This is a genomic window from Glycomyces salinus, from assembly GCF_016428645.1.
In the GTDB taxonomy this organism is placed as follows: domain Bacteria; phylum Actinomycetota; class Actinomycetes; order Mycobacteriales; family Micromonosporaceae; genus Glycomyces; species Glycomyces salinus.
Genome location: NZ_JAELXW010000029.1, coordinates 1 through 26,919 on the forward strand (window position 1 = coordinate 1; position 26,919 = coordinate 26,919).

Here is a 26,919-nt window from a genome sequence, read left to right on the forward strand (position 1 = left end):
GAGAGGTGGGCCGCCGCTTTGATTGGCGTCTTGGAGGCGGCCCACCGGCCATATTCTTTTGTCGCTAGCGCGGGATGCGCTTCTTTCTACGGAAGCACACCTGCGCTGTTCAGGCAACCAGCGACACGCGCACCGGACCTATCTGCACGGTCCTTCATGGTCGGAATCGGTCTCGCTATTCGCTCGTAAGAGAAGTAAGTTCCTCTCGTAATGCAGCAATTTCCCGATTGTGGTCCGTGCCTCATTCACTGGCTCGCCAGATGAGTTCGACCTCGCCGCCGGTGCGGCGGCCTCCCGCTTTCGCCGGCAGCGCCTGCGGGGCCATATTCGAGGCGGTGAACTTCGTCCCTCGTCGGAGGGGCTCAAGCGAGCGGGCCGAGGAGTTCCGTCGGTGTGCCGGTCGGTGAGACCGTCTCCAGGACACTCAGGAGCTGGCGCTCCTCGTAGCCGAAGTGCGATTCCATGATCGCGCCGATGCCGTCGAGATGCCGGTGCAGCTCCGCCGGGTCGGCCCCGGAGTCCAGGGCGGCCGCGAGGTCTCCGATGAGGTATTCGAGCATGCTGTGGTCCTGCATCAGTTTGTCGAGCACGGGCTTCAGATCCGGGCGCTCGGCGAGGATCTGCGGGAACAGTCCGGCGTCCTCGCTGCTGTGGTGACCGCTGAGGGCGGAGCAGAAGCCGCGGCAGAACACCAGGAGGTCCATACCCTCCGGCGCTTCGACTTCTCCGTCGATCGACTTGCGGGCGAGCGCCATCGACTCGCGTAGGCGCTCGTGCACGGCTCGGAGCTGGCCGCTGAAGGCGACCAGTCGGTCGGTCTCTGAGCTGATGTCCGGTTCCTCTCTCGTCGCCGCGTGCGAGGCGGCGGACCCAGTCTAGCCGCTTTTCGGGTCGTTCCCGAATCCTGTTGGGACCGTTGGGGATCCAGGAGGGGGCTCAGGTGTAGAGCGCGCGAGTCCTTTGGTAGAGTCTGGTGCGGATCGCCTCAGGCGGTCCGGGTCGGGTGCTCGGTCGGGGAGCGCCTGCCGGTTCGATTCCGGTCCTGACCGCTGGGCCCGCAAGGGCCGCAGAGCTTGTCTTCGAGGGGTATGGCCCTGACCGGCGGTCACGCCGGTCAGGGCCTTTTCCGTCTCAGCCGATGCGGCCGATCAGTTTCGCGACGGCCTCGGCGATCGCCTCGGGCGCGTCCTCCGGTGCGTGGTGGCCCACTTCTTCGCCCAGGCTCGCGATCTCCAAGCCGGCGATGTTCTCGCGCGCCCATGCGATCATCTCCGGGGATCCGAGGCCGTGCGGCGAGGCCGTCAGCAGGGTCTTCGGGATCTCCGGTGTCGACACCAGCCACTTGACGTACACCTCGAAGCGCTCGGCGACCTCGGCCGGAGTGCCGTCAAGGGGGATCTGTCGCGGCCAGGCCAGCAGCGGGCGGCGGGACCCGGGGGTCGGGTACGGGCTCCGGTAGACGTCCAGGTCGGCCTCGGTGATGCCCGGGTTCGTCGCGCGGAGGGCCTGTTCGATGAACCAGTTCTCCTCCAAGGCCATCCGCTCTCCCGCGCCGGGGGTGCGGAGGGTCTTGAAGAACTCCACCGCCCCGGCCGGGTACTCGGCCCAGGTCATCGGCCGCAGGAACGTCTCCATCACGACCAGTCCGCGAGCCCGGCCCGGATGCCGTGCGGCCCAGTCCATGGCGAGCGACCCGCCCCAGTCGTAGCCGACCAGGACCGGGCGGTCGATCCCGACGGCGTCGAGGAACGCCTCCAGGTATTCGGCGTGCTCGGCGAAGGAGTAGGCGATGTCGGGCTTGCCGGAGTCGCCCATGCCGATCAGGTCGGGGGCGACGACGCGGGCCGAGCCGGACAGGCGCGGCGTCACCTTCCTCCAGATATGGGAAGAGGTCGGGTTGCCGTGCAGGAGGACGACCGTTTCCGGGCCGCCGCCTTCCTCCTTGTACGACATCTCAGATTCCAGGACTTCGATGGTGTGCACGATGGTCTCCTCTCCGATGTTCCTACAGGGCTCGCCCGATGGCCTCGGTAAGCGCGATCGGGGTGACCTCGAGTCGGTCGAAGCGCCAGCCCGCTTCGGTGCGGCGCGCTCCGTAGTGGTGGATTCCGGCCGCGACGGATGCCGTGTCGTCGTCGATGGCGAAGACGGCGATGTCGTGGGCCCGCACCGTTGCAGTGTCGCCGTCGAGGTCGATGACGAAGTTGGACTTGTTGTGCATGGTCCGGTCGAACCTGTCGTGGCCCTTGCGTGCGAGTTCCACCAGTTCTTCGATGCCGCTGGCCTCCCCGCGAATGGATTTGACGACGACGTCGGCGGTGAACAGCCGGTCGGTCTCGTCCCAGCGCTCCTCGTCTATCCACAGGCTGTGGAGGGAGACGAGTTCGGCCAGCTCGGCGCGGTCGTCGAGCGCGCGGCCCGGCGGCCGAGCCTCGGTGACCGGGTCGATTTCCAGTTCGGAGAAGCGCCACCCGGCCTCGGTGCGCCGGGCCCGGAGGCGGTAGCGGGCGGTGGCGGTGGTGGTCCCGCCGTTCTCTACGAGGGCGATGTGCGCGGAGAAACGCACCTGGGCGGTGTCGCCGTCGAGGTCGACGACGATGCCGGTCGGCTGGTGGTGGGTCTGCTCGTACCGCTCGTGCTCGGCGGCCGCGAGCTCGACCAGGGCCCGGCGGCCCCGGGCCTCGCCGCCCGGGGTGCGGGCGCGCACGTCCTCGGTGAAGAAGCGGTGGGCGTCCTCGTAGCGGTGCTCGTCGAGCCAGGCCGCCTCGCGGGCGACCAGTTCGGCGAGTTCGGTTCGGTCGACGTGCTCATTGAGGCGGTCGTTCACTGAAGGCTCCATATGTTAGGGCTACTAATGTTTGTTGCGCTAACGAATATAGATCATTAGTGACACTAATGCAACAGGCTATGATCGACGGCATGGAGACACCCGACGACCTGGGGTACGGGCGCGGCGATGCCACGCCTCGGCAGCTGCGCGCCCAGTTCGGGCGGCTGCTCGGCATGGCCGCCACCCACTCGAGCCGCACCCTCGGCGAAGCGCTGGCCGAGATCGGCGCCCGCAAGTACCACTTCGCGGTCCTGGCCTCGCTCGACGAGTTCGGGCCTTCGAGCCAGGCCCAGCTCAGCGACCGGACCGGGATCTACCGCTCGGACCTGGTGGCCACCGTGAACGAGCTGGCCGGCGACGGCCATGTCCGACGCGAAGCCGATCCGGCCGACCGCCGCCGCAACGTCGTCTCGATGACGCCCGCCGGAGACGAGCGCCGCCGGCAGATCGCCGAGGTCCTCGCCCGCACCAACGACGCGATCCTGGCCCCGTTCGATCCCGCCGAGCGCGAGCAGTTCGCGGCCCTGCTGCACCGCCTCAACGACCACCTGGCCCCGCGCGGGAAGTGGTGATCAGCGCAACTTGCGCATGATCTTCTCCTTGACCGCCGTGAACGGCGGATAGACCACCTGCATCGTGTCGGGCATGAGCGGCTTGTCGAACACGGCTTTGGCGTGGCTGAAGGTCTCGATCGACTGCTTCCCGTGGTAGGCGCCCATCCCCGAGTGCCCGACCCCGCCGAAGGGGAGCCCCGGCACGTCCAGGTGCGCCACCGGGATGTTGAAGCCGACCGCGCCCGATGAGGTGCGCGTCAGCAGCCGCCGCCGGGTCGAGTCGGCGGCGGTGAACGCGTACAGCGCCAGCGGCTTCTCGTGGCTGAGTACCTGCTCGATCGCCTCGTCGAGCGTGCCGACGGACAGGATCGGCAGGATGGGGCCGAAGATCTCCTCGGCCATCACCGGGCTCTTGGGGTCCACATCGGCCAGTACGGTCGGGGCGATGTAGCGCTCCTCGCGGTTGTGCCCGCCGCCGCAGACCAGGCGTCCCTCGTCGAGGAACCCGGCGAGCCGGTCGAAGGCCCGCTCGTCGACGATGCGCGCGTAGTCGGGGCTGTCGGCCGGGGCGTGGCCGTACATCTCGCGCACCGCCTCGGAAAGGTGGTGCTCCAGTTCGGGGCCGGTTCCGTCGACGGCGATCACGTAGTCGGGGGCGACGCACGTCTGCCCGGCGTTCATGAACTTGCCCCAGGCGATCCGCCTGGCGGCCGCGGCCAGGTCGACGCCCGGCTCCACGATCGCCGGGGACTTGCCGCCCAGTTCGAGGGTGACCGGCGTGAGGTGCTCGGCCGCAGCCGAGGCCACGATGCGCCCCACGCGGCTCGACCCGGTGAAGAAGACGTGGTCGAAGCGCTGCTCGAGCAGCTCGGCGGCGGCCTCGGGCCCGCCCTCGACGACCGCGACCGCGTCGGGGTCGAGGAACTCGCGCATCAGCCGGGCGAGGGTCGCCGAGGTGCGCGAGGTGGTCTCGCTGGGCTTGACGACCACGGCGTTCCCGCACGCCAGCGCCCCGGCCAGCGGCGCGAGTGTGAGCTGCACCGGGTAGTTGAACGGGCCGATGACCAGCACCACCCCGAGCGGCTCCCGCAGCACGTACGACTTGCCCGGCTGGAGGTACGGCGGGGTGTGGGTCCGCTTGGGGCGCAGCCAGGAGCGCAGGTGCTTGCGCAGCGACCTGACCTCGGCGCCGACGAAGTCGATCTCGGTCAGGAACGACTCGGCCGCGGCCTTGCCCAGGTCGGCCCGCAGCGCCTCGGCCAGCTCGTCGCCGCCCTCCCGCAAGAGGTTGCCGAGCGCCTTGAGCTGGGACAGGCGCCAAGGAACGGGCTTGGTCGCGCCGATCTCGTAGTGGGCGCGCAGTCGCGCGACGGTGGCGGGGAGGTTCGCATTCGGCATCTTCTGAGCGTAACCGCTCCGGTTCAGGCGCGGGCGACCTCGGTGCTGGCCCAGATGTCCGGCGCCGGAAGGTCTTCGCCGCGCTCGACGGCCGCGATCCAATCGCCGGTGGCGGCGACCGAGGCGAAGTTGGACGCCATGACCACCAGCATCGCCTGGTGCAACTGCCGGGCGGTCAGGCTTCCGGCGCCGTTGGAGATCGGCAGCGTCCCGGTGGCGTCGGAAAGCAGCTCGACGGCGATGCCGAGTCCGACGGCCTCGTAGGCGGTCGAGGCGTCGCAGTTCTGGGTCATGTAGCCGACGACGGTGACGGTGTCGACGCCTCGCTCACCGAGCCAGTCGGCCAGACCGGTTCCGGCGAACGCCGACGGCGTGTGCTTCTCGACTAGCAGGTCGCGGTGTCGCTTCGCGATCTCGGGGTGCAGCTCCCAGGCCGCGGTGCCGCGGTCGAACAGCGGGGCCCCTGCCGGGGAGGTGTGCCGCACGACCACCACCGGTACGTCCGCGGCGGCCGCCGCGTCCATCGCGGCGGTGATGTTCGGCAGGCTCTCCTCGGTCGGCGGGTGGGCGATCGGGAGACCGCCGGTGAAGTACTCCTGCTGGACGTCGATGACGACGAGTGCTCGGTTTGTCATGGCTCCAAGTCTTCCCCGGCTTCGGGGCCCCGTCAGCGGCGTTCCCGGCCAGAGACCGACGGGTTCGCGCCAGCGCCGAAGGAGGCCCGGTAGGCGGCCGGGGAGGTACCGAACCGCTCCCGGAAGTGCGGGCGTAGCGCCGCGGCGGAGGCGAAGCCGCTGCGGCGGGCCACCTGCTCGACCGGCAGGTCGGTCGCCTCCAGCAGCCGCTGGGCGAGCGTCAGCCTGCGGTGCAGGAACCACTGCGCGGGCGTGGCCCCGGTGGCGGCCTTGAAGTGCCGGTCGAAGGAGCGGCGGCTCATGGCCGCGCGGTGGGCCATCTCGTCCACGGCCGGCGGCCGGTCGAGCCGGCCTTCGGCCCACTCGAGGACCTCGGCGACCGGATCGGCGCGGTCCGGTTCGGGCAGCGGCCGGTCGATGTACTGGGCCTGGCCGCCCGAACGCTGCGGCGGCACCACCATCGACCTGGCCACGCCCGCGGCGGCCTCGGCCCCGAACGAGCGCCGCAGCAGGTGCAGGCACAGGTCGATCCCGGCCGCGCTCCCGGCCGAGGTGAGGATGTCGCCGTCGTCGATGTAGAGCTCCGCCTCCCGCACCCGTACGAGCCGGTGGCGGCGGGCCAGCTCCGGGGCCCGGTGCCAGTGGGTGGTGGCGGGGCGCCCGTCGAGCAGCCCGGCGGCGGCGAGCACGAACGCGCCCAAGCAGAGCCCGACGACGGTCGCGCCGCGCTCTTTCGAGCGGCGCAACGCTTCGAGGACCTTCGCGGACGGCTCGTCGAGCTCCTCGCGGAAGGTCGGGACGATGACCACGTCGGCGTCCTCGAGCGCATCGAGGCCGTACGGGACTTCGAGGGTGATCCCGGCCGTCGTCGACACCGGCCCGGTCTCCGAGCACACGCGCAGGTCGAACCGGGGCAGGCCCGGACGCCGGACTCCGAACACCGAGATCGGCACCGACGATTCGAACAGGGGCGCGCCGTCGAACAGGAGCACCGCGACGGACTCGAATCGTGCGCTCATGCGGCGAGCCTAGCCGCCCCAGGAGGTGTACACGTCCCAGCCGAGTCTGAGGACCAGAGCGGTCACGACGACCACCAGGACGATCCGCACGAACCTCGAGCCGATCGCCATCGCCATCCGGGCCCCGGCCCAGGCGCCGGTGATGGTCGCCGCGCCCATGGACAGCCCCAGCATCCAGTTCACGTTGCCCTGCACGGCGAAGACGGCCAGGGCCCCGAAGTTGGTGGCGGCGTTGACGACCTTGGTGTGCGCCGCGGCGGTGACGTAGTCGAATCCGAGGAGGCTCGTGAAGGCCACGGCCAGGAAGATGCCGGTGCCCGGGCCGATGATGCCGTCGTAGAAGGCGATCGCGACCCCGCACACGAGCATGACCCCCGCCGCCCGCCAGTGCGTGCGCAGTTTCGGTTGCGGCTCGACGCCCAGCCTCGGGTTGGAGACCACCAGCACGAGCACGGCCAGCAGGACCGCGATGATGATCGGCCGCAGCGCGTTCGAGGAGACCGCCGCCGCGGCCGCGGCCCCCGCCCCGGAGGCGGCCAGCGCCAGTCCGGTGGTCGGCCAGATCAGCCTGTGGTCGAGTTTGATCTTGCGCCCGTAGGTGATCGCCGAGGTGGTGGTACCGAAGACGCTGGCGAGCTTGTTGGTGCCCAGAAGGGTGGCGACCGGGGCGTTCGGGAACGCGACCATGAGCGCTGGGAGGGAGACCAGGCCGCCGCCGCCGACGATCGCGTCGACCCAGCCGGCGAAGAGCGCGGCCGCGACCAGCAATCCTATGAGCGAGGCGTCGAATTCCAGGGGCACGGCACGAGGCTACTTGCCACCCGGCTAGCCGACACGCCGATGAGGTGAGGAACACGTGTCGGACCGTAATCGTCTGCTATCAACAGGTGGTGGACCTGACGAGACCCATGACCCACTTGGTGAAACGCGGATACGAGTATACGTTCCGGCCCGACGAGCAGCAGCGCCGGAATCTGGAGGAGACGCTCGAAGCGGTTCGGGCCGTTTACAACTGGTCGTTGTCGGTGTTCGCCGCCGAATGGCGCCGGAACGGGACGAAGCTCTCCTACGCCGAGATCTCCTCGCGGCTGACCAGGTGGAAGAACGAGCAGCCGAACCGGTGGGTCAAGTCCTACTCCTCGGTGCCGCTCCAGCAGATCGCGCGGCAGGTGCACACCGAGTACCACGCGTTCATGGGAGAGCGGCGGCCCGAGCCGCGCCCCAAGGAGCACGGGGAGCAGACCGAGCTGGTGTACTCGCGGGCCGGCTACTACCTCAAGGGCCGGGAGGTCAAGCTCGCCAAGCACCGCGAGCCCCTCGATATCGACTGGGGCCTGGAGCGCCCCAACCGGGAGGACATCACCTCGATTACCGTCACCCACCAGCCGGGGTCGTGGCGGCTGTGGATCGTGGCCGAGGAGTTCGTGGAGGTCCCGCGGCAGAAGCCGCCCGAATGCGGCGAGTGCGGCCGGGCCCTCGAAGAGGCGTAGGGGACGGAGAAGCCCGGCCGGGGGAGAAACCCTTCGAAACCCCCGGCCGGGCGGGAGGACCGGCGGCTTGCAGTGACAGGGAGTCGCTCCCGTCGGTCCTTGTCGAGGTAGCGTCGGCGGACCCTGGCGGCTTGTTCACGGGCCCGCCGCGCGCTCTCGGCGTCTGTGTCTACTTGCGCAGTGCGGCGACGGCCTCGGTGAGCCGCTTGCCGAACTCCTCGTCGGCCTTGGCGAAGTTCGCGACGGCGCGCTCGGCGATGTCGTCGCGGCTGACCTCGGCGATGAAGCCCGAGAGGTTCGCGATCAGGCGGTCCCTCTCGTCCTCGCTCATGAGCCGGTAGAGGTTCCCCGCCTGGACGAAGTCGTCGTCCTCGGCGTGCGAGGGGGTCTCCCACTCGCCGGTGGCGCCGTTGACCTGGACCGGCGCCCACAGGGCCTGCCCGGTCTGGTCGGGGCCGCCGAAGGAGTTCGGCTCGTAATTCTTCTGGCCGCCGTGGCGGCCGTCGTAGTAGAACCCGTCGCGGTTGCCGTTGCGCGACTCGGTGGCGTGGGGGCGGTTGACCGGCAGGTGGTCGGCGTTGGCGCCGACGCGGTAGCGGTGGGCGTCGCCGTAGGCGAACAGGCGGCCCTGCAGCATCTTGTCCGGGCTCGGCCCGATGCCCGGCACGAAGTGCGCCGGGGAGAAGATCGACTGCTCGACCTCGGCGAAGATGTTGTCCGGGTTGCGGTTCAGCTCCAGCCTGCCGATCTCGATCGGCGGGTAGTCCTCGTGCGGCCAGACCTTGGTCAGGTCGAACGGGTTGAACCGGTAGTTCGCGGCCTCGGCGGCGGGCATGATCTGGACCTGCACCGTCCAGGACGGGTACTCGCCGCGCTCGATGGACTCGCGCAGGTCCCGCTGGTGCGAGTCGGGGTCGGCGCCGGCCAGTTCGTCGGCCTCGGCCTGGGAGAGGTTCTTGATGCCCTGGTCGGTCTTGAAGTGGTACTTGACCCAGAACTGCTCGCCGGCCTCGTTCACCCACTGGTAGGTGTGGGAGCCGTAGCCGTTCATGTGGCGGTAGGAGGCCGGGATGCCCCGGTCGCCGAACAGCCAGGTGACCTGGTGGGTCGACTCGGGGCTCAGGCCCCAGAAGTCCCAGACGTTGTCGGCCTCCTGCGAGCCGGTGTACGGGTCGCGCTTCTGGGTGTGGATGAAGTCGGGGAACTTGATCGCGTCCCGGATGAAGAACACGGGAGTGTTGTTGCCGACCAGGTCGTAGTTGCCCTGCTCGGTGTAGAACTTCAGGGCGAAGCCGCGCGGGTCGCGGACGGCGTCGGCCGCGCCGAGGTTGCCGGCCACGGTCGAGAACCGCAGGAACGTCTCGGTCTCCTTGCCGACCTCCGAGAGGAAGGCGGCCTTGGTGTACTTCGTGACGTCGGCGGTCACGGTGAAAGTGCCGTAGGCCCCGGCGCCGCGGGCGTGCACGACCCGCTCGGGGATGCGCTCGCGGTTGAAGTGCGCCAGTTTCTCCAGGAGCACCTGGTCCTGGATGAGCAGGGGTCCGCCAACGCCGGCGGCCTCGCTCTGGTTGTTGTTCGCCACCGGTGCGCCGGACTCGGTGGTCAGCGGGCCCGCGGTGTTGTCGAACTGATCGCTCATGGAGCGCCCTCTCTCGCTTTGGTGGTGACCGGGTCCCGGCCGCTGGGGCGTCCGGGTCCTTCCATCGACACGATCTTAGCTTAGACTCTGTCTAAACAAAGATCCAGTCCGGTGTAAGTGGTGCCACAAGCGTCGCCGCTGCTAAAGTGGGATCACCTCCGACGAGACTTCGAAAGACGGCCATGAGCGACCTGGTAGAACGGCTGCGCAAGCACCGCTGGCGCATGACCCCGCAGCGACGGGTCATCGCCGAGACGCTCGACGGTGCCCACGTCCACTACACCGCCGACGAGATCCTCGACCGAGCCTGCGCGCGCATGCCCGAGATCAGCCGCGCCACCGTCTACAACACGCTCAACGAGATGGTCGCCCTCGGCGAGGTCCTCGAGCTGAACTTCGACGGCCGCTCCAAGCGCTACGACCCCAACGTCGAGCACGACCACCACCACCTCATCTGCGAGGGCTGCGGGATCACCAAGGACGTCCACACCGTCGCCGACCCGCTCGACTGGCTCCCCGGCGACGAGCGGCACGGCTTCGCCGTCACCGAGGCCTCGATCACCTTCCGCGGCCTGTGCCCGGAGTGCCGCCGCGGCGAACACCGCCGGTCCTAGACCCGCCTCACCGCCGCCGGCGCCGTCGCGTCCGCGTATCCCGGATATGACGAAACGGTCAAACCCAGGCGATCCACTTGACCAGTGTCGGTGACCTCCGCTACCTTCGTCGGGCTGTCCGAATACCGAGACAGGCGCGACCACCCCGCCGCGCCGCGAACCGGGCCATCAGCCCGCCCCCCGTAAGGAGCAGTGGTCGACTTGCTCGATCAGATCAACGCCGTCAACGATGTCTTCTGGCTCTACATCGTCATCCCCCTTCTGGCGCTCACCAGCCTCGCCTACCTGTTCGCCACCAAGGGCGTGCAGTTCCGACTGCTCGGTCCCATGTTCCGCGGCCTGCGCGAAGACCCCGGCCAGGCCATGGACGGCCGCAGGGCCACCTCGGCATTCGGCGCGTTCGCCGTCTCCTCGGCCGCCCGTGTCGGCACCGGCAACATCGTCGGCGTCTCCGGCGCCATCGCCGCCGGCGGCCCCGGCGCGGTCTTCTGGATGTGGATCCTGTCGGTCGTGGTCGCCGCCTCGGCCTTCGCCGAGTCCACCCTCGCCCAGGTCTACAAGACCCGCCACCCGCAGGGCTTCAAGGGCGGCCCGGCCTACTACATGAAATTCGGCATGAACAAGGCATGGATGGGCGGCCTGTTCGCGATCGTCCTCATCCTGACCTACCCGCTCACCTTCAACATGGTGCAGGCCAACACCTTCGTCGGCGCCGTCGACACCTCCGCCCGGGACGCCGGCGGCGAGGGCCTGTCCACCCCGGTCTCCGTCGCCGTCGCGCTCGGCCTGGCCGCGCTGGTCGGCGTGGTCGTCTACGGCGGCCTGCGCCGCATCGCCCACACCGCCGGACTCCTGGTCCCGGTCATGGCCGCCATCTACTTCGTCATCGGCACCATCGTGGTCGCCATGAACTTCGCCAGCATCCCCGGCGCCCTGGCCGACATCGTCGGCTCGGCCTTCGGCTGGCGGGAGATCGGCGGCGCCACGCTCGGCACCGCGTTCATCGTCGGCGCGCAGCGCGGCATGTTCTCCAACGAGGCCGGCATGGGCTCGGCCCCGAACGCCGGCGCCACCGCCTCGGTCACCCACCCGGTCAAGCAGGGCCTGACCCAGGCGTTCGGCGTCTACTTCGACACGCTGCTGCTGTGCACGATCTCGGCCATGATCATCCTGACCACCAACCCGGCCTTCGGCGACGCCGCGCCCGACAACATGGTCGCCACCGGCGTCGGCGACACCCTCGGCAGCTGGGCGCTCCAGGTCGTGGCGCTGATCCTGCTGCTGTTCACGTTCACCTCGTGCCTGGGCAACTACTACTACGGCGAGGCGAACATCAAGTTCGTCACCGAGAAGCCGGCCGCCACCCACGCGATGCGGATCCTGGTCATCGTCGGCGCCTTCGTCGGCGGCATCGCCGCCTTCGACACCGTGTGGGGCCTGGCCAACATCACCATGGGACTGATGGCGGTCATCAACCTCATCGCGCTCATCGCCCTGTTCGGAGTGGTGCTCAAGGTGCTGGCCGACTACGACGCCCAGCGCCGGGCCGGAGCCGACCCGGTGTTCACCCGCGACCGCGTCTCCGGCATCCGCGGCGTCCAGGTCTGGGAACCCGAGCCCGAACCGGAGAATGCCGCCGAGCGCGCCTGAGGCCCAGGCCCCGCCGGGTGTGGCGCGGTCACACGAATACGCGCGACAGTATGGCGTGCCGCACCCGGCCTCGCTAGGCTTCCTCGCATGAGGATCACCAAGGAGCCCTGGAAATCGGCCATCTGGAACTCCAGGCCGAGCTTCCTGCATTCCGACCGCTCTATCGCCCGGTACATCGGGCGCCCCGCCGCCGAGTTCCTCAAGATCGAGCCGGCCGGCGGCATCGTGCTCCTGGTGTGCGCGGCGATCGCCCTGATCTGGGCCAACTCGCCCTGGGCGGCCTCGTACGAGACCGTCTGGGGCCTGGACATCAGCCTCCACTTCGGAGACTTCGAGCTCCATCACAGCCTCAAGGACTGGATCAACGACGGGCTGATGGCGATCTTCTTCTTCGTGGTCGGCATGGAGATCAAGAGCGAGATCGCCTCAGGGCACCTGCGGAACGTGCGCAACGCCGTCGCCCCCATCGCCGGGGCCCTGGGCGGCATGGTCGTGCCCGCGCTGATCTTCGTCGCCTTCAACGCCGGCGGCGAGGCCGCCCACGGCTGGGGCATCCCGATGGCCACCGACATCGCCTTCGCGGTCGGGATCGTCGCGCTCTTCGGCGACCGCATCCCCTCCCCGGCCAGGATCTTCCTGCTCACCCTCGCGATCGTCGACGACCTCGGTGCGATCGCGGTGATCGCGATCTTCTACACCGAGGACATGTCGATGGAGTGGCTCGCCCTGGCCGGCCTCCTGGTCGCCATCGCGGTCGTGCTTCGCGTGCTCAACGTCTGGTATGGCCCGGTCTACCTGGTCATCGGCATGCTGATGTGGTTGGCCATGCTCGAATCGGGCGTCCACGCCACCATCGCCGGGGTGATCATGGGCCTGATCATCTCCTCGCGGCCGCTGCTGGACCCGCAGGTGGCCCACTCCAAGGCCCAGAAGCTCGCCGAGGGCGGTCTGACGGTCGAGGAGAACCGGCAGATCGCCAAACTCGTCAAGGACTCCGCGTCGCCGACCGACCGTCTCCAGGTCCAGTTCCACCCCTTCTCCTCGTTCGTGGTCCTGCCCCTGTTCGCTCTGGCCAACGCCGGGGTCCCGCTCTCGGGCGACCTCCTGGGGACGGCGTTGACCTCGGCGGCCACGCTCGGCATCGCCGTCGGCCTGGTCGTCGGCAAGTTCGGCGGGGTGCTGCTGGCGACCTGGCTCGCCGTCAAGTCCGGGCTGGGACGCCTGCCCGACGGGACCGGCTGGAAGCTCATGTCCGGCCTGGCGGCCGTGGCCGGTGTCGGGTTCACCGTCGCCCTGTTCATCACCGAGCTGGCCTTCCGCGGCGGCGACGCCGCCCTGCTCACCGACGAGGCCAAGATCGGCGTGCTCGGCGGCTCCCTGATCGCCGCGTGCCTGGGCGGGGCCCTGCTGGCGTGGGGAGCACCGAAGCGGGCCGCTGGCGTGGAGGACGACGAGGACGGGAGTTAGGCTTGGCTCACCGGTTTTCACCAGTGACCCGAACCAGAGTGAGACTCTATCTTTGAAAGGACGCCGCATTGGCTCCGCAGAATCTCATGGCCCAGCCCCCGGAGTGCCTCCTGCCGGAGGACACCGAGGCCAGGAAGTACCTCGACGAACACTCCCCTGAGGACACCGTCCGGTCCTACCCGTGGTTCTGCGCGGCCTGGGCCAGGCTGGCCAAGAACGCCATGGAGAACGGCGACGAGATCGCCGCCTACGCCTTCGCCCGCACCGGGTACCACCGCGGCCTGGACCAGCTGCGCCGCTCGGGCTGGAGGGGCCACGGCCCGATCCCCTGGGAGCACAAGCCCAACCGCGGCTTCCTCAAGTCGCTCTACCAGCTCTCCCGGGCCGCCGCCGCGATCGGCGAGGCCGACGAGGCCGCCCGCTGCGCCCAGTTCCTCCGAGACGCCGACCCGGCCGCCGCCGACGCCCTGACCTGAGCAATGGTGAAGAGGGCCCCGAGGCGAAGCCTCGGGGCCCTCTTCACCATGGTCGATGTCAGTCTTCGCGCTTGAACGCCGAGGTGTCGAGCCCGAACTCGAACGGGGCGGGAACGTGGACCGGCTTGCCGAATTCCACTGTGGAGTGCTCCCGGTATCCCTTGGCGGACGGCTTGGAGTAAACGGTCACCTGCTTCTCCTTCATATCGAACAGCAGGTAGACGGGGACCCCTGAAGTCCCGTAGATGTCGAGTTTCCACCCCAGGTCATTCTCGCGCGTGGCATTCGAAGTCAGTTCCGCAACCAGGGACAACGCCTGGCCGGGCAGGACGTTCGAATCCAAGTCGATCATGTCCAGGTCGACGACGTAGACATCGGGTCCAGCCGCGCCACTGGAATTTGCGAACTCGAACAGGAACGGCGCTTCCCGAGCGGCGTGGCCTTCCGGGGCGTGCGCGTTCAGCTGCTTGAGGAGCGCCAGCATCGGTTTCGAGTAGAGACCCTTCGACCAGGGCGACACGACGATGGTTCCTCCAAAGACCTCAGCGTTGAGTCCGTCAGGCAGATCGAGATCACCCGCAGTCCGCACAAGGTGACGGAATGAAAGATCTGGGTCATCATAGTCGTGCGTGGCCGGCTGGGATCGTTCGAGGGTCATGGCCATCGTCGCCTCCTCGGTGGGGATGACGTCTCGTATATACGAATCCCAGTATGGCAGATGGGTCGTCACCGAGGCTTGAACAGTGATTTCAGGGCGGGCCAGGGGCCTGAGCGGCCCCCGGCCGCGCCGGGTCAGGCCGGGAGGATCTGGCCTTCTTCTACGGTGATGTCCACCTCGGTCAGGCCGGTCTCGGCCGGGCCCTGGAGGAGTTCGCCCTCCAGGTCGAACTCGGATCCGTGGTTGGGGCAGACGATGGTCCCCGCCTCGTCCGGGGCGTTGACGACGGTGCCCTGGTGGGGGCAGAGGGCCGAGAAGGCCAGGAACTCGTCGGCGGACGGCTGCACGATCACGGTCTCGCCGGCCACGATGCCGCCGCCGACTGGGACGTCCTCTGTGGTCGCCAGCGCCTGCGCAGTGCCTCCGTCGTTGTTCTCCTCGCTGCCGCCGGTCTCTTCGGTGTCGGAGTCGTCAGAGCCCGACGACTGGGGTTCGGCCGTGCCGCACGCGGCCAGCGTGCCGGCCGCGCCGAGGGCCGCTGCCCCGCACAGCAGCCCCCGGCGGGAGGCCAGGACCCGTCTCGCCAGGTCTCGGCCGGAGTCGATATCGGTCATTTGCGCTCCTTTTGAAGCTCGCTTGGTGTTACGAGCTTGCCAGGTGCGGCCGATCCGATCAACGATTCAGTTGAAGTTTTAATCAAACTCCCAGGGAACGCGCAATGAGCATCCGCTGGACCTCGTTGGTCCCCTCACCGATCTCCAGGACCTTGCAGTCGCGCCAGGCCCTGGCCACGGGCGTCTCGTTCATGAACCCGTAGCCGCCGAAGATCTGGGTGGCCTCCCGCGCGTTCTCCACCGCCGCCTGCGAGGCGTGCAGTTTCGCGATCGCCGCCTCGGTGCCGAACGGCTCGCCCCGGTCGGCCGCCTCGGCCGCGTCCAGATACGCCAGGCGCGCGGTGTGGGCCCGCAGCCGCATGTCGGCCAGCATGAACGCGATCGACTGGTTCTCCGCGATCGGCTTGCCGAACGCCTCGCGCTCCTTGGAGTGCGCCAGCGCCTCGTCCAGGCAGCCCTGCGCCATCCCGGTCGACAGGGCCGCCAGGGCCACCCGCCCGTGGTCCAGCAGGTCCAGGAACTGGGCGAAGCCCTTGCCGCGCTCGCCGATGAGGTTCTCCTCGGGGACCCGGCAGCCGTCGAAGTAGATCGGACGCGTGTCCGAGGCCCGCCAGCCGACCTTGGAGTACTCAGGGCCGATCTCCAGGCCCGGCGTGCCCGGCTCGACGGCGATGGTCGAGACCTCGCCGGGACCGGTCGTGGCGGTGGCGACGATGAGGTCGGTCATCTCGGTGCCGGCGTTGGTGATGAAGCACTTGGCGCCGTCGATCACCCACTGGCCGTCCTCGAGACGGGCCCTGGTGTCGGTGTGCCCGGCGTCGGTGCCGCCGCTGGGCTCGGTCAGCGCGAACGCGCACAGGCCCTCCCCGGCGGCCAGCCGCGGCAGCCAGCGCCGCCGCTGCTCGTCGGTGCCGAACCGCGACAGGGCCTCGGCGCCCAGGGTCACGGCAGCCTCGACGGTGACCGCCACCGAGGAGTCGACGCGCCCGATCTCCTCGAGCGCGAGGCACAGCATGAGCAGTCCGGCGTCGGCGCCGCCGTACTCCTCAGGCAGCGTGACGCCGAAGACGCCGAGCTTGCCCAGCTCGCGGACCAGGTCGACCGGGAAAGTGCCTCGCTCGTAGTAGTCGCCGATGACGGGCTTGATCTCGGTCTCGGCGAATTCCCTTACAGCGGAGGCGAACTCGGCCTGCTCGGGTGTGAGTCTCATGTGCTTCTCCTACACCGGTGTGATCGGGTGTCTGCGGGATCCGAACCGGCGGTCCTTTTGGGACAGCCGACGGTAGCGGGCGATCAGGTCCGCCCGCAGGTCTTCCGGCTCGACGATGTCGTCGACGACCAGCTCGCCGGCCAGTCGGCGCAGGTCGACGTCGGCCTCGTACTCCTCGCGCCGGTCGGCGATGAACCGCTCGCGCTCCGCGGGGTCGTCGATGGCGGCGATCTTGTTGGCGTACACCGCGTTCACCGCCGCCTCGGCCCCCATGACCGCGATCTTGCCCGTCGGCAGCGCCACCACGGCGTCGGAGCCGAAGGCCGGGCCCGACATGGCGTACAGCCCGGCGCCGTAGGCCTTGCGGACGACCACGCAGACCTTCGGGACCGTCGCCTCGGAGACGGCGGCGATCATCTTGGCGCCGTGGCGGATGATGCCGCCCTTCTCGAACTCGGTGCCGACCATGAACCCCGGCACGTCGGCCAGGAACAGCAGCGGGACGTTGAAGGCGTCGCAGGTGCTGACGAAGCGCGCGGCCTTGTCGGCCGAGTCGGAGAACAGGACGCCGCCCCGCACGCCCGGGTTGGAGGCGACCACGCCGATCGGGCGGCCGTCGAGGCGCGCGAAGGCGCACACGAGCTCCCCGGCCCAGCGGGCCTGCACCTCCAGGACCGAATCGCGGTCGACCAGGCCCTCCAGGAAGTCGTGCATGTCGAACGGCGTCGACTCGCCGGGCGGGACGACCTCCCGCAGCGACACGTCCTTCGGGGGCCTGGCCGCCCGCACCGGGGGCGCCTGCGTCCAGTTCGACGGCAGGTAGGACAGCCACCGGCGGACCGCCGCGATCGCCTCGTCCTCGTTGCGGCACAGGAAGTGCCCCACGCCGGACTCCTCGCAGTGGACGCGCGCCCCGCCCATGGCCTCGAGCGTGGTCTGCTCGCCGGTGACCATCTCGACCATGCGCGGGCTGCCCAGGTACATCGAGGCGTTCCCGTCGACCATCGCCACGATGTCGCAGAACGCCGGGATGTAGGCCCCGCCGGCGGCGCTGGGCCCGAACAGGGCGCAGGCCTGCGGTACCTGGCCGGAGGCTCGGACCTGCTCGTAGAAGATCCGGCCGGCCCCCCGACGGCCGGGGAAGAGCTGGACCTGGTCGGTGATGCGGGCGCCGGCCGAGTCGACGAGGTAGACGATCGGGCGCTGCTCGACCTGGGCGGCCTCGATGGTGCGGATGATCTTCTCGACCGTGCGCGCCCCCCACGACCCCGCCTTGACCGTGGAGTCGTTGGCGATCACGCGCACCGGGCGGCCCTGGACCGTGGCCGAGCCGCACACCACGCCGTCGGCCGGGAGCGCCGGATCGGGGTTGGCCCACAGGCCGTCCTCGGTGAACGAGTCGGTGTCGGTCAGCAGTCTGATGCGCTCGCGGGCGTGGTACTTCCCGGCCGCGGCGGCGGCCTGGTGGTACTTCTCGGCGCCACCGCGCATGACGGCTTCGCGTTCGGCCCGGTATTCCACGTCGACCCCTTCCAAGGTTCCTTAACGATCGTTAAGGTGCTTACATTGTGTCCTGGGATCACCCCGCTGTCAAACCCCGCACCACCCGGAGACCCATGAGCGCACAGACCCGCGAGGCCGCCCCGGACGCCGAGCGCGCCGACGGGCCCCGGCGGCAGTACCTGCACGAGATCGACGGGCTGCGCGGGGTCGCCATCGTCGTCATCGCCGTCTACCACGTCTGGTTCAACCGCGTCTCCGGCGGCGTCGACGTGTTCCTGCTGCTCTCGGGGTTCTTCATCACCGGCAGCCTGCTGCGGGGCATCGAATCCGGGCGCGGGATCGCCCCGGTCCGGTACTCGGCCAGGATCGTGCGGCGCATCTTCCCGCCGGCCCTCGTGGTGGCCGCCTTCACGGTCCTGATGACCTGGATCTGGCTGCCGCGCGCCACCTGGAACCAGCAGATCGGCGACATCCTCGCCTCGGCGCTGTACATCGGCAACTGGCGCCTGGCGGAGAACTCGGTGGACTACCTGTCCTCGAACAACGGCGCCAGCATCGTCCAGCACTACTGGTCCCTGGGCATCCAGGCCCAGTTCTACCTCATGTGGCCGGTCCTCATCGCGGCCTGCGCCTTCATCGCCTCCCGCCTCGGTGCGCGGCCGCGGACGGTGCTCGCGGTCGCCTTCACCGCCGTGTTCGCCGGATCCTTCGCCTTCGCGCTCTGGGAGACCGGGGCCAACCAGGCCTACGCCTACTTCGACACGCGCGCCCGCATGTGGCAGTTCGCCCTCGGCGCGCTCCTGGTCCTGGGGCTGCCGGCCTCGGCGAAGCTCGCGGGCGGCAGGTTCGCGCCGCTCAGACTCGGCCGCCGCGCCGCGGCCGCGGTGTCCTGGCTCGCCCTGGCCGCGCTCCTGACCGGCGGCATGCTGCTGACCAGCACCGATTTCCCCGGCATGGCCGCCCTGTGGCCGGTCGCCGCGGCCGCCGCTATTGTCGCCGTCGCCACCGTCCAGCCGGGGGCCGGCGCCGGACGCCTGCTCAACACCCGCCCGCTCCAGGCGCTAGGCCGCCTGTCCTACGCCCTCTACCTGTGGCACTGGCCGGTCCTCATCTGCTATCTGGCCGCTACCGGCCGGGACACGGCGAGCCTCCTCGGCGGCCTGGGCGTCGTCGCGGTCTCGCTCGTGCTGGCGGTCGCCACCCGCTGGGCGGTCGAGCAGCGGCTCCCCGAGCTCGGGCTCGGCCAGAAGACCGCGCGCGGAGCGTACGCGCTCGGTGCCGCCTGCCTGGCCCTGGTCCTGGCCGCGACGGCGGCCCTGAGCGCCTACATCGCCTACGAACGCGACCGACTCGACCCGGCCGGGGCCGACCCCGCCCTCTACCCGGGCGCGGCCGCCCTGGCCGAGCAGATCGCGCCGGCCGAGACCGACTTCATCCCCTCGACCCTGGACGCGGCCGACGACCGCGACCCGGAACTGTCCGAGGAGTGCAACCAGTCCATGGAGGGCTTCGAGCCGATCCGCTGCGACTTCGGGGTGCCCCGGGACCGGGCCGAGACGACGGTGGTGATGTACGGCGGGTCCAAGATCTGGCACTGGTTCCCGGCGGTCGAGGCCGTGGCCGAGGCCAACGGCTGGCACCTGGTCACCTTCATCAAGAACGCCTGCATCATCGCCACCGAGCAGCCGAACACGGACGAGGAGCGATACCGCTCGTGCGCGGCCTGGAACGACGACGTGGTCGCCGAGATCGCCGAGATCGCCCCGGACGCGGTCTTCACCTACGGTTCCAGGGTCGGCTACGAGGCCGTCGAGACGTTCCCGGAGTACAACGAGCGCTACGGGCAGCTCCTTGAATCGGGCGCCGAGGTCGTCGTCGTCCGCGACACCCCGAGCCCGCGGTTCGACATTCCCACCTGCGTGGACCTGAGCGGCAGCGACTCATCCGACTGCACCGTCGACCGCGCCGCCTACTACCCCGACGCGGACGGCTTCGCCGACCTCGAGGTCCCCGGCGGGGTCCACAAGGTCGACCTGACCGACTACATCTGCGCCGCCGAGAGCTGCCCGCCGGTGGTGGGCAACGTCCTGGTCTACCGCGACGACGCCCACCTGACCAACACCTACGCGGCCACCCTGGCCCCCTACCTCGAAGCGGAGTTCCGGAGGGCCGGTATCGGGTGACGGCGGCCGAGCCGGATCCGCGACCGCGCGGGCTTGGCTGGAATCGACTACGCTGGATGCCGACCTCCTCGACCCCCGGGAGCCAGGCGCATGCAGTCCGATTCTTCTCTGGCAGTCGACTTCGGAACGTCGAACACGGTCGCGGTCCTGCGCCGTCCCGGTGAGGCCGACCGGCCGCTGCTGTTCTCGGGTGCGCCGGTGCTCTCGTCGGCGGTGTACGCCGACGCGGAGGGCGGATTCTGCACCGGGCTGGACGCGCATCGCATGGCGCAGTTCGACCCGGCCAGGCTCGAAGCGCATCCCAAGCAGCGCGTCGACGATGACTCGGCGCTGCTGGGCGAGCGCGAGGTGCCGGTGGTCGAACTGATCGCCGCCGTCTTGGCCAGGGTGCGCGAGGCCGCGGTCGAGGCGAACGGGACCGCACCGCCGGCGATCCTGACCCACCCGGTGCAGTGGGGGCCGCGCCGACTGGGGATCCTGACCGACGCGGCCCGGGAAGCCGGGCTCGTCGCCTCGGGCCTGGTGGCCGAGCCGGTGGCGGCCGCGCACCGACTGAGCGCCATCGCCGATGTCGAGGCCGGGAAGCCGGTGTGCGTGTTCGACCTGGGAGCGGGCACGCTCGACGTGGCCGTGCTGCGGCCGGACGGGGACGGCTGGGCCGTGGCCGCTCAAGGAGGCTCGTCCGGGATCGGCGGTCTGTACTTCGATCACGCGCTGGTCGAGCATCTGGGCGGGATCGTCGCCGAGCGGTACGCGGAGATCTGGGGGCGGCTGGAGTCGCCGGGCTCGGTGGCCGAGCGTCGCGACCGGGCGCGCCTGTGGGAGGAGGTCCGCCACGCCAAGGAGATGCTGTCGCGAAGCGCGATGGCGCCTCTCGCGCTGCCGGGTGTCGACCAGGCGCTGCACTTGACGCTGGGGGAGCTGGAGCGGGTCGCCGGGCCCGCCGTGGCGCGGGCGGTGGCCGAGACCGAGCGTGTGCTCGCCGCGGCCCGCTGCGCGCCCCGGGAGCTGGGCGGTCTGTTCCTGGTGGGCGGGGCGAGCCGGATGCCGCCGATCGGCAGGGCGCTGCACACGGCGTTGGGCGTCGCCCCGACCGGCCTGGAGCAACCGGAACTGGCGGTGGCGACCGGAGCCTTCGACGCCCCGCCGGACGACGGGCCCGGAAGCGTCCAGGATCGGCCCCGGCCGCACTTCCGGTACCGGCCCGAACCGCCTGAGAACTGGGAGCGGCTCGAATCGGCGGTGCCCGACGAGGAGTACCGCGAACCGGAGGCGCCCCGGGGCCGAGCGTCCGAGCCGGATATCGAGAACGATCTCGAAGAGGCGGCGGAGCAGCCGCGGGCCCCTGAGGAGTCGCCTCCCGAGCAGCGGTCGGAAGAGGAATGGGAGCGACTCGAGGCGGGCCTCCTGGCGCCGGGGCCTCCCAGTCCTCAATGGTATCAACGCCAGCGGAAGGTGCTGGCGTTCCTCTGGCTGATCCTGATGGGCATCGTCGCGATCATCGTGGTGGAGAACTACTGATTCCCGGGCGGGGAAGTATCGGACCCGCGGCGTTCGCGGGCGCCGTCCCGCCCCGCTCGGTTCAGGCGGTGACCGCGTCGAGGGCTATCTCTACCATTTCGGAGAAGGACTCCTGGCGCTCCTCGGCCGGGAGGGCGGTGCCCTTGAGGACGTGGTCGGAGATCGTGCACACCGCCAGCGCGCGGGCGCCGAACTTGGCGGCGAGGGTGTAGATGGCCGCGGCCTCCATCTCGATGGCCAGCACGCCGTAGTCGGCGAGGCGCTTCTCGACCTCGGGGGCGTCGGTGTAGAAGGTGTCGGAGCTGTAGAGCTGGCCGACCCGCAGGTCGATGCCGCGCGAGGCGGCGGCGTCAGAGGCGGCTCGCAGGAGGCCGAAGTCGGCCACCGGCGCGTAGTCGACCACGCCGTTGAAGCGGATGCGGTTCATGCTGGAGTTGGTGGAGGCGCCGATCCCGGCCACGACGTCGCGCAGTTCGATGTCGTCGTGGATCGCCCCGGCCGAGCCGACCCGCACGACCGTCTCGACCCCGTAGACGTCCAGCAGCTCGTGGGTGTATATCGAGGCCGAGGGCTGGCCCATGCCCGTTCCCTGCACCGAGACGCGCCGGCCCTTGTAGGTGCCGGTGAATCCGAACATGTTCCTCACCTCGGTGTAGCACTCCGCGTCGGTCAGGAAGTTCTCGGCGATCCACCTCGCGCGGAGCGGGTCGCCGGGCAGCAGGACGGTGTCGGCGATGTCGCCGACCTGGGCCGAGATGTGTGCGGTCATGGCGCCAGCATGCCATAAACATCCTATGAATTCTCGGACGGTGCCTGTGAGTCAGATCCCGCCGCACCCACGTGTCGTCCCGATACGGCGTTCAGGTAGCCTTTTCGGCGGTGGCGTGTCCGAGCGGCCGAAGGAGCTCGCCTCGAAAGCGAGTAAGGGTTCACGCCCTTCGTGGGTTCAAATCCCACCGCCACCGCCAGAGGAACCCCGGGAGGTCCGGTATCGCCGAGCCTTCCGGGGTTCGGTCGTTTCTGGAGCGGTGCGGCTAGGCTGTCCGAGCGGGCGACTCACGGAAAGGCGGGTGGGGTGTGAGCCGATCCTCTTGGGGTGCAAAGGTCTTCAGCGCCACGATCATCGTGGTCTCGGCACTGCTGGCGGCGATGATGCTCGGCCACCGGTTCATCCCCAACCGCTGGTACAACCTCGGCAGCCTCATCGAGACCTTCCTGCCCTGGTTCGGCCTGGCCATCCCGGTCCTGGTCGTCCTCGCCGCGATCCGCCGCAAGCCGATCGCGATCATCGTCGCCCTCCTGCCGGCGCTGGTGTGGATCAAGCTCTACGGCGGGCTCCTGCCCGACAAGTCCGAGGGCCCGGGGGAGTTCCGGGTGCTGGCCCACAACGTCAACGCCGACAACGTGGAGATCGAGGCCACCGCCGAGGCCCTGGTGGCCGAGGGCGCCGACGTACTCGCCCTGGTCGAGCTCAGCTCCGAGCAGATGGGCGAGTACGAGCGGGCCCTGGCCGGGAGCTACGAGTACTCGGTCGCCTACGGCACGGTCGCCCTCTGGTCGCACCACCCGATCGCCGGCTCCGGGGAGATCGACCTCGAGCTGGGCTGGGAGCGGGCCTTCCGCGCCGTGATCGACGTCGAGGGCCTACCGGTGGCCGTCTACGTCGCCCATCTGCCCTCGGTCAGGGTCAACGCCGAGGGCTTCACCTCCGACCAGCGCAACCTCTCGGCCGAACTGCTCGGCGAAGCCGTCGCCGATGAGCAGCTCGAGCGGGTCGTCCTCCTCGGCGACCTCAACGGCACCATGCAGGACCGGGCCCTGGCGCCCATCACCTACCAGCTGGAGTCGGCCCATGCCGCGGCCGGGCAGGGTTTCGGGTTCACCTGGCCGGCCTCCAACCCGCTCGCCCGCATCGACCAGGTGCTCTACCGGGGCCTGGAGGCGACCGGCTCGACGGTCCTGGACCCGACCGCCTCCGACCACCGGCCGGTGGAGGCCGACTTCGACCTGTGACGGTGCAACCGGCGGCGTGCGGAGCGGCGTCTAGCCAGTGTGAGCCGAGACGACACCATCATCCTGCCGCGCGTCGAGTCCGAGACGGCGGAGGCCGAGCAGCACGAGGCGCTGATCGAGCTGGACGGGGTGGGCATGACCTACCCGGGTCCGCCGCCGGTCGAGGCGCTCAGACCGGTCGAACTGCGGGTCGAGACCGGGGAGTACGTGGCGATCGTCGGGCCCTCCGGTTCGGGCAAGTCGACCCTGCTCAACCTGCTGGGGCTCCTGGACGCGCCCACGACCGGCACCTACTTCCTCGACGGCCACGACACCTCGAAGCTCTCCGAGTCCAAGCGCACCGGGCTGCGGGCGGCCAAGATCGGGTTCATCTTCCAGTCCTTCCACCTCATGGCCCACCGCACCGCGACCGAGAACGTGGCCATGGCCCTGGTCTACCGGGGCGTGCCCCGGCGCCGCCGCAAGCAGATCGCGCGCGCCAAGCTCGAACTGGTCGGGCTCGGCCACCGCCTGGACGCGGTCCCCACCACGCTCTCGGGCGGCGAGCGCCAGCGGGTGGCCATCGCCCGCGCGCTGGCGACCGACCCGAGCCTGCTGCTGTGCGACGAGCCGACCGGCAACCTCGACTCGGCCACGGCCGACGCGGTCCTGGCCACCATCGACGAACTCCACGGCCGCGGCCTGACGATCCTGATGATCACCCACGACCACGACGTCGCCGAGCGCGCCGAACGCGCGGTCACCATCAGGGACGGACGGCTCTCAGAGGGCAACCACGCCCACTAGGCGGTGTTTGAGGACCCCCGGCGAGGCCGCCCTAGTCGTCCCTCGATCCCGGCGACGGGGGCACCGTGTTGCCCGGGCCGCCGCCCCCGTCATCGTCCTCATCATCTTCGTCGTCGTCCTCGTCCGGTTCCTCGTAGTCCGAGCCGTTGGAGACCAGGATCTGGATCGGTGCGCCCGAGGGGGCCGATCCGGTCACCGACGTCGAGAACGCCTGCCCCTCGGGGCAGTCGGAGTCGTAGCGGCCCGACGCGATGGTCGCGTCGAAGCCGGCCCCGGCGATCTTGGACCGCGCGGAGTCGGGGTCCTCGCAGCCGATACCGGGGATCGAGACCAGGTTCTCGCCGTTGACCACCGAACCGGGCGGGGAGTCCCACCCGTGGTTGTCCAGGCCTTCGGCCGCCCGCTCCAGGATGTCCACACCGGTGCTCCGCACCTGATCGTGGAAGCCGGAGGCGAGGTTGTCGTTGGCGGAGTTGTCGGGGTCGCCGACGAACGTGGCCGTCGTGGCGGCGCTGGTCGAGCCGATGAACCAGTAGGAGCGGTCCGAGTCGGCCGTCCCGGTCTTGCCGATGATCGGGTGGTCGAAACCGTCGGCCTCGCGGGCGGTGCCGCCCACGCATCGGGTGCCGTCGGCGCCATAGTAGACCGGGCAGTGGGCGGCGCTGGCCGCGGCGAGCGCGATGTCCTCGTCGATGACCTGCTCGCAGTCGGGAGCGGCCGCCTCGGCCCACTCGGTGCCGTCGGCTCCGATGATCTGCGTCACCGGCAGCGGTTCGCAGTGGTTGCCGCCGGCGGCCACGGTCGCGTAGGCCTCGGCCATGTCCAGCGGCGTGGTCGTGTCGCCCATGCCGAGGGTGAACACGCCGTACCGATCGAGGTTGTCGCGGTTGGCGTCGACGCCGCTGTCGTTGTAGAACGTCAGGCCGAGCCGCTCGGCCATCTCGACGGCCTTCTCGGTCCCGATCATCTCCTGCAGCTGCACGAACCCGGTGTTGGAGGACTTGCCGAACATGCCCCACATGTCGAGGGGGGAACCGGAGGCGTAGCCGCCGTCGTTGCTCGGGCACCAGTGACTGACCCCGGGCTCGATCTGAGACCCGCATGCGGAGTCCAGGCTGGAGTCGGCCGGGTAACTGGAGGTGTACCGCTGCGGTGAGGGCAGCGTGGTCCGCAGCGGCCAGCCCTCCTCGAGCGCGGCGAGCATGGTGAACATCTTCATGGTCGAGCCCGAAGGGAATCCGTGGACCTGGTTGTTCCCGCTCAGGAGCGGGATGGTCGTGTTCGGATAGTTCGAGAGCCCGTCCTCGCCGTCGGATCGGGGGCCGTTGTCGCTCTGGTCGAGGCTGAAGACGCGGTTGACGGCCATGGCGCGGATGTGCCCGGTCCCGGGGGTGATGGTCACCGATCCGAGCGCGCGCTCGTCGTCGTTGTCGATGCGGTCCTGGATCTCCTCGGTGGCCGCGTTCTGGAGGTCGGGGTCGAGGCTGGTGACGATGCGGAAGCCGCCGCGCTTGAGCAGGCTGAGGCGGTCGCGCTCGGTCTCGCCGAACGCCTCCTGGTCGCCCCACCACGATTTGAAGTAGTCGCAGAAGAAGCCCCAGGAGTTCTTGGTAACGTCGACGCACTCGTTGCGTTCGGGCCGGGGGTCGAATCCGAGGGGCTGGTCGGCGGCCTCGTCGGCCTCGGACTCGCTGATCGTGCCGAGTTCGGCCATGCGGCCCAGGACCCAGTTGCGCCGCTCGATGATGTTGGCGTCGTCGCCCTCGCCGTCGAGGAGTCCGTCCGCGTAGGAGGGGAACTTGGGGAGCGCGGCGAGTGTGGCCGCCTCGTGCAGTTCGAGGTCGCTCGGCGGCTTGTTGAAGTAGGTGTAGGCGCCGGCGTGGATGCCGTATGCCTGGTTGCCCAGGTAGATCACGTTCAGGTACCCCTGAAGGATATCCTCTTTGGACATCGTGTCCTCGACGGCCATGGCGAAGCGGGCTTCGCGCAGTTTGCGGTCGTAGGTGTCCTCGCTGGCTTCGATGACCTCGTCGATGGTTGAAGCCGAGTAGATGAGGGTATTACGCACGAACTGCATGGTGAGCGTTGAGGCCCCTTGGGAGTCGCCGCCGCTTTGATTGGCGAGGGCGGCTCGGGCGATACCGGCCCAGTCGACTCCGTTGTGCTCGTAGAACTTCGAGTCTTCAGCGGCCAGGAGGGCGTCGATCATGACCGGGTCGACGTCGTCGAGGGAGACCTCGCGCCGGTTCTCTTCGTAGAAGGAGGTGATGAGTGTTTCGCCGTCGGAGGCGTAGACGTAGCTGGTCTGCGGGAGGGCCGACTGGGTGAGCTCGGTCGGCAGCGACTCGAAGGCCTCGATGCTGTCGCCGGCGAAGATGCCGCCGGTCGCGAAGAGCGGAAAGGCGGCCGCGGCCGTCAGGACGCCCGCGAGGGCACCGCACACGAGCAGGGCCAGGCCGTCTCCCAATGGACTTCGGTCGCGCTTCAACGTCTCCACCGCCTCAGATTAGAACGAGTGTGGGCATGTGCCGAGGCGATATGTCCTCGGTGCCCTGCCTAGATACGCCGCAACCGCTGAGACGAGATGCCATCGCATTCGAATCGTTATTATCGCGAAGCGTCGTCGCGATGTTATCTCAAGGGTGAAGCTTTCCCCCAA

Annotated in this window: 24 protein-coding genes and 1 tRNA gene; 11 read left to right on the top strand and 14 right to left on the bottom strand. The window is 69.6% G+C overall.

The genetic code is table 11. The features are described 5' to 3' along the window. Positions 1–362: 362 nt before the first annotated feature. The 3 genes from JFB92_RS10465 to JFB92_RS10475 all read right to left on the bottom strand — a co-directional run bounded on the left by JFB92_RS10465 (position 363) and on the right by JFB92_RS10475 (position 2,827). Complete coding sequence (locus JFB92_RS10465; RefSeq protein ID WP_199037836.1) at positions 363–779, bottom strand: hemerythrin domain-containing protein; 417 nt, start codon at positions 777–779, stop codon at positions 363–365. 352 nt (positions 780–1,131) lie between these two features. Continuing rightward, entirely contained in the window at positions 1,132–1,983 is an 852-nt protein-coding gene (locus JFB92_RS10470) for a haloalkane dehalogenase (RefSeq protein ID WP_199037838.1), read from the bottom strand. A gap of 22 nt (positions 1,984–2,005) precedes the next feature. Next, positions 2,006–2,827, bottom strand: a complete 822-nt coding sequence (locus tag JFB92_RS10475) for a nuclear transport factor 2 family protein (RefSeq protein WP_199037840.1) — start codon at positions 2,825–2,827, stop codon at positions 2,006–2,008. Positions 2,828–2,919: 92 nt separating this feature from the next. On the opposite strand from JFB92_RS10475, the gene JFB92_RS10480 reads away from it, so the two are divergent. Further along, positions 2,920–3,402: a MarR family winged helix-turn-helix transcriptional regulator gene (locus JFB92_RS10480; protein WP_199037842.1), complete on the top strand. Its 483-nt coding sequence runs from the start codon at positions 2,920–2,922 to the stop codon at positions 3,400–3,402. On the opposite strand, the gene JFB92_RS10485 is transcribed toward JFB92_RS10480, so the two are convergent. The 4 genes from JFB92_RS10485 to JFB92_RS10500 are packed head-to-tail and all read right to left on the bottom strand — an operon-like array spanning position 3,403 to position 7,237. After that, the gene (locus JFB92_RS10485) at positions 3,403–4,782 is read right to left on the bottom strand and encodes an aldehyde dehydrogenase family protein (RefSeq protein ID WP_199037844.1); all 1,380 of its coding nucleotides are present in this window, start codon (positions 4,780–4,782) and stop codon (positions 3,403–3,405) included. A gap of 23 nt (positions 4,783–4,805) precedes the next feature. Then, entirely contained in the window at positions 4,806–5,417 is a 612-nt protein-coding gene (locus tag JFB92_RS10490; protein ID WP_199037846.1) for an isochorismatase family protein, read from the bottom strand. A 32-nt stretch (positions 5,418–5,449) separates the two neighbouring features. Further along, complete coding sequence (locus tag JFB92_RS10495) at positions 5,450–6,436, bottom strand: GlxA family transcriptional regulator (protein WP_199037848.1); 987 nt, start codon at positions 6,434–6,436, stop codon at positions 5,450–5,452. Positions 6,437–6,445: 9 nt separating this feature from the next. Next, positions 6,446–7,237 (bottom strand): TSUP family transporter, encoded by a 792-nt coding sequence (locus JFB92_RS10500; protein ID WP_199037850.1) that lies wholly within the window; start codon positions 7,235–7,237, stop codon positions 6,446–6,448. Positions 7,238–7,344: 107 nt separating this feature from the next. Between JFB92_RS10500 and JFB92_RS10505 the strand changes: the two genes are divergently transcribed. Then, positions 7,345–7,926 carry a helix-turn-helix domain-containing protein gene (locus tag JFB92_RS10505; protein WP_199037852.1) on the top strand — a complete coding sequence of 194 codons (582 nt, stop codon included), beginning with the start codon at positions 7,345–7,347 and terminating at the stop codon, positions 7,924–7,926. A gap of 169 nt (positions 7,927–8,095) precedes the next feature. Here the strand turns inward: JFB92_RS10505 and JFB92_RS10510 are convergent, their stop codons facing one another. Next, a complete protein-coding gene (locus JFB92_RS10510; protein WP_199037854.1) occupies positions 8,096–9,565 on the bottom strand; it encodes a catalase in 1,470 nt (489 codons plus the stop codon). A 182-nt stretch (positions 9,566–9,747) separates the two neighbouring features. On the opposite strand from JFB92_RS10510, the gene JFB92_RS10515 reads away from it, so the two are divergent. From JFB92_RS10515 to JFB92_RS10530, 4 genes are all read left to right on the top strand, one after another. Next, on the top strand, positions 9,748–10,179 hold the full coding sequence (locus JFB92_RS10515; protein ID WP_199037856.1) for a Fur family transcriptional regulator: 432 nt from the start codon (positions 9,748–9,750) through the stop codon (positions 10,177–10,179). Positions 10,180–10,371: 192 nt separating this feature from the next. Next, positions 10,372–11,829 carry an alanine/glycine:cation symporter family protein gene (locus tag JFB92_RS10520; RefSeq protein WP_199037858.1) on the top strand — a complete coding sequence of 486 codons (1,458 nt, stop codon included), beginning with the start codon at positions 10,372–10,374 and terminating at the stop codon, positions 11,827–11,829. 87 nt (positions 11,830–11,916) lie between these two features. Then, entirely contained in the window at positions 11,917–13,296 is a 1,380-nt protein-coding gene (nhaA, locus tag JFB92_RS10525; RefSeq protein WP_199037860.1) for a Na+/H+ antiporter NhaA, read from the top strand. An 86-nt stretch (positions 13,297–13,382) separates the two neighbouring features. After that, entirely contained in the window at positions 13,383–13,772 is a 390-nt protein-coding gene (locus JFB92_RS10530) for a DUF3151 domain-containing protein (RefSeq protein WP_199037928.1), read from the top strand. A 58-nt stretch (positions 13,773–13,830) separates the two neighbouring features. Here the strand turns inward: JFB92_RS10530 and JFB92_RS10535 are convergent, their stop codons facing one another. The 4 genes from JFB92_RS10535 to JFB92_RS10550 form a co-directional block, all read right to left on the bottom strand. Beyond that, positions 13,831–14,436, bottom strand: coding sequence for a Uma2 family endonuclease (locus tag JFB92_RS10535; RefSeq protein ID WP_199037862.1), 606 nt, complete (start codon positions 14,434–14,436; stop codon positions 13,831–13,833). Between the two features lie 128 nt (positions 14,437–14,564). After that, on the bottom strand, positions 14,565–15,044 hold the full coding sequence (locus JFB92_RS10540) for a Rieske (2Fe-2S) protein (RefSeq protein ID WP_199037869.1): 480 nt from the start codon (positions 15,042–15,044) through the stop codon (positions 14,565–14,567). A gap of 82 nt (positions 15,045–15,126) precedes the next feature. Beyond that, positions 15,127–16,254 (bottom strand): acyl-CoA dehydrogenase family protein, encoded by a 1,128-nt coding sequence (locus tag JFB92_RS10545; protein ID WP_199037870.1) that lies wholly within the window; start codon positions 16,252–16,254, stop codon positions 15,127–15,129. A gap of 9 nt (positions 16,255–16,263) precedes the next feature. Then, positions 16,264–17,745: an acyl-CoA carboxylase subunit beta gene (locus JFB92_RS10550; protein ID WP_199037930.1), complete on the bottom strand. Its 1,482-nt coding sequence runs from the start codon at positions 17,743–17,745 to the stop codon at positions 16,264–16,266. A 125-nt stretch (positions 17,746–17,870) separates the two neighbouring features. Between JFB92_RS10550 and JFB92_RS10555 the strand changes: the two genes are divergently transcribed. Both JFB92_RS10555 and JFB92_RS10560 read left to right on the top strand, forming a co-directional pair. Next, on the top strand, positions 17,871–19,940 hold the full coding sequence (locus JFB92_RS10555) for an acyltransferase family protein (protein ID WP_199037872.1): 2,070 nt from the start codon (positions 17,871–17,873) through the stop codon (positions 19,938–19,940). 90 nt (positions 19,941–20,030) lie between these two features. Beyond that, the gene (locus JFB92_RS10560; protein ID WP_199037874.1) at positions 20,031–21,461 is read left to right on the top strand and encodes an Hsp70 family protein; all 1,431 of its coding nucleotides are present in this window, start codon (positions 20,031–20,033) and stop codon (positions 21,459–21,461) included. 61 nt (positions 21,462–21,522) lie between these two features. Here JFB92_RS10560 and deoD read toward each other — a convergent pair whose 3' ends face one another. Further along, positions 21,523–22,230: a purine-nucleoside phosphorylase gene (deoD, locus tag JFB92_RS10565; RefSeq protein ID WP_199037876.1), complete on the bottom strand. Its 708-nt coding sequence runs from the start codon at positions 22,228–22,230 to the stop codon at positions 21,523–21,525. Positions 22,231–22,339: 109 nt separating this feature from the next. On the opposite strand from deoD, the gene JFB92_RS10570 reads away from it, so the two are divergent. The 3 genes from JFB92_RS10570 to JFB92_RS10580 all read left to right on the top strand — a co-directional run bounded on the left by JFB92_RS10570 (position 22,340) and on the right by JFB92_RS10580 (position 24,260). Beyond that, a tRNA-Ser gene (locus tag JFB92_RS10570) sits at positions 22,340–22,429 on the top strand. Between the two features lie 109 nt (positions 22,430–22,538). Continuing rightward, entirely contained in the window at positions 22,539–23,474 is a 936-nt protein-coding gene (locus JFB92_RS10575) for an endonuclease/exonuclease/phosphatase family protein (protein WP_199037879.1), read from the top strand. A gap of 135 nt (positions 23,475–23,609) precedes the next feature. Further along, the gene (locus tag JFB92_RS10580) at positions 23,610–24,260 is read left to right on the top strand and encodes an ABC transporter ATP-binding protein (protein WP_199037932.1); all 651 of its coding nucleotides are present in this window, start codon (positions 23,610–23,612) and stop codon (positions 24,258–24,260) included. 31 nt (positions 24,261–24,291) lie between these two features. On the opposite strand, the gene JFB92_RS10585 is transcribed toward JFB92_RS10580, so the two are convergent. After that, the gene (locus JFB92_RS10585) at positions 24,292–26,757 is read right to left on the bottom strand and encodes a transglycosylase domain-containing protein (RefSeq protein ID WP_199037881.1); all 2,466 of its coding nucleotides are present in this window, start codon (positions 26,755–26,757) and stop codon (positions 24,292–24,294) included. Positions 26,758–26,919 lie beyond the last annotated feature (162 nt).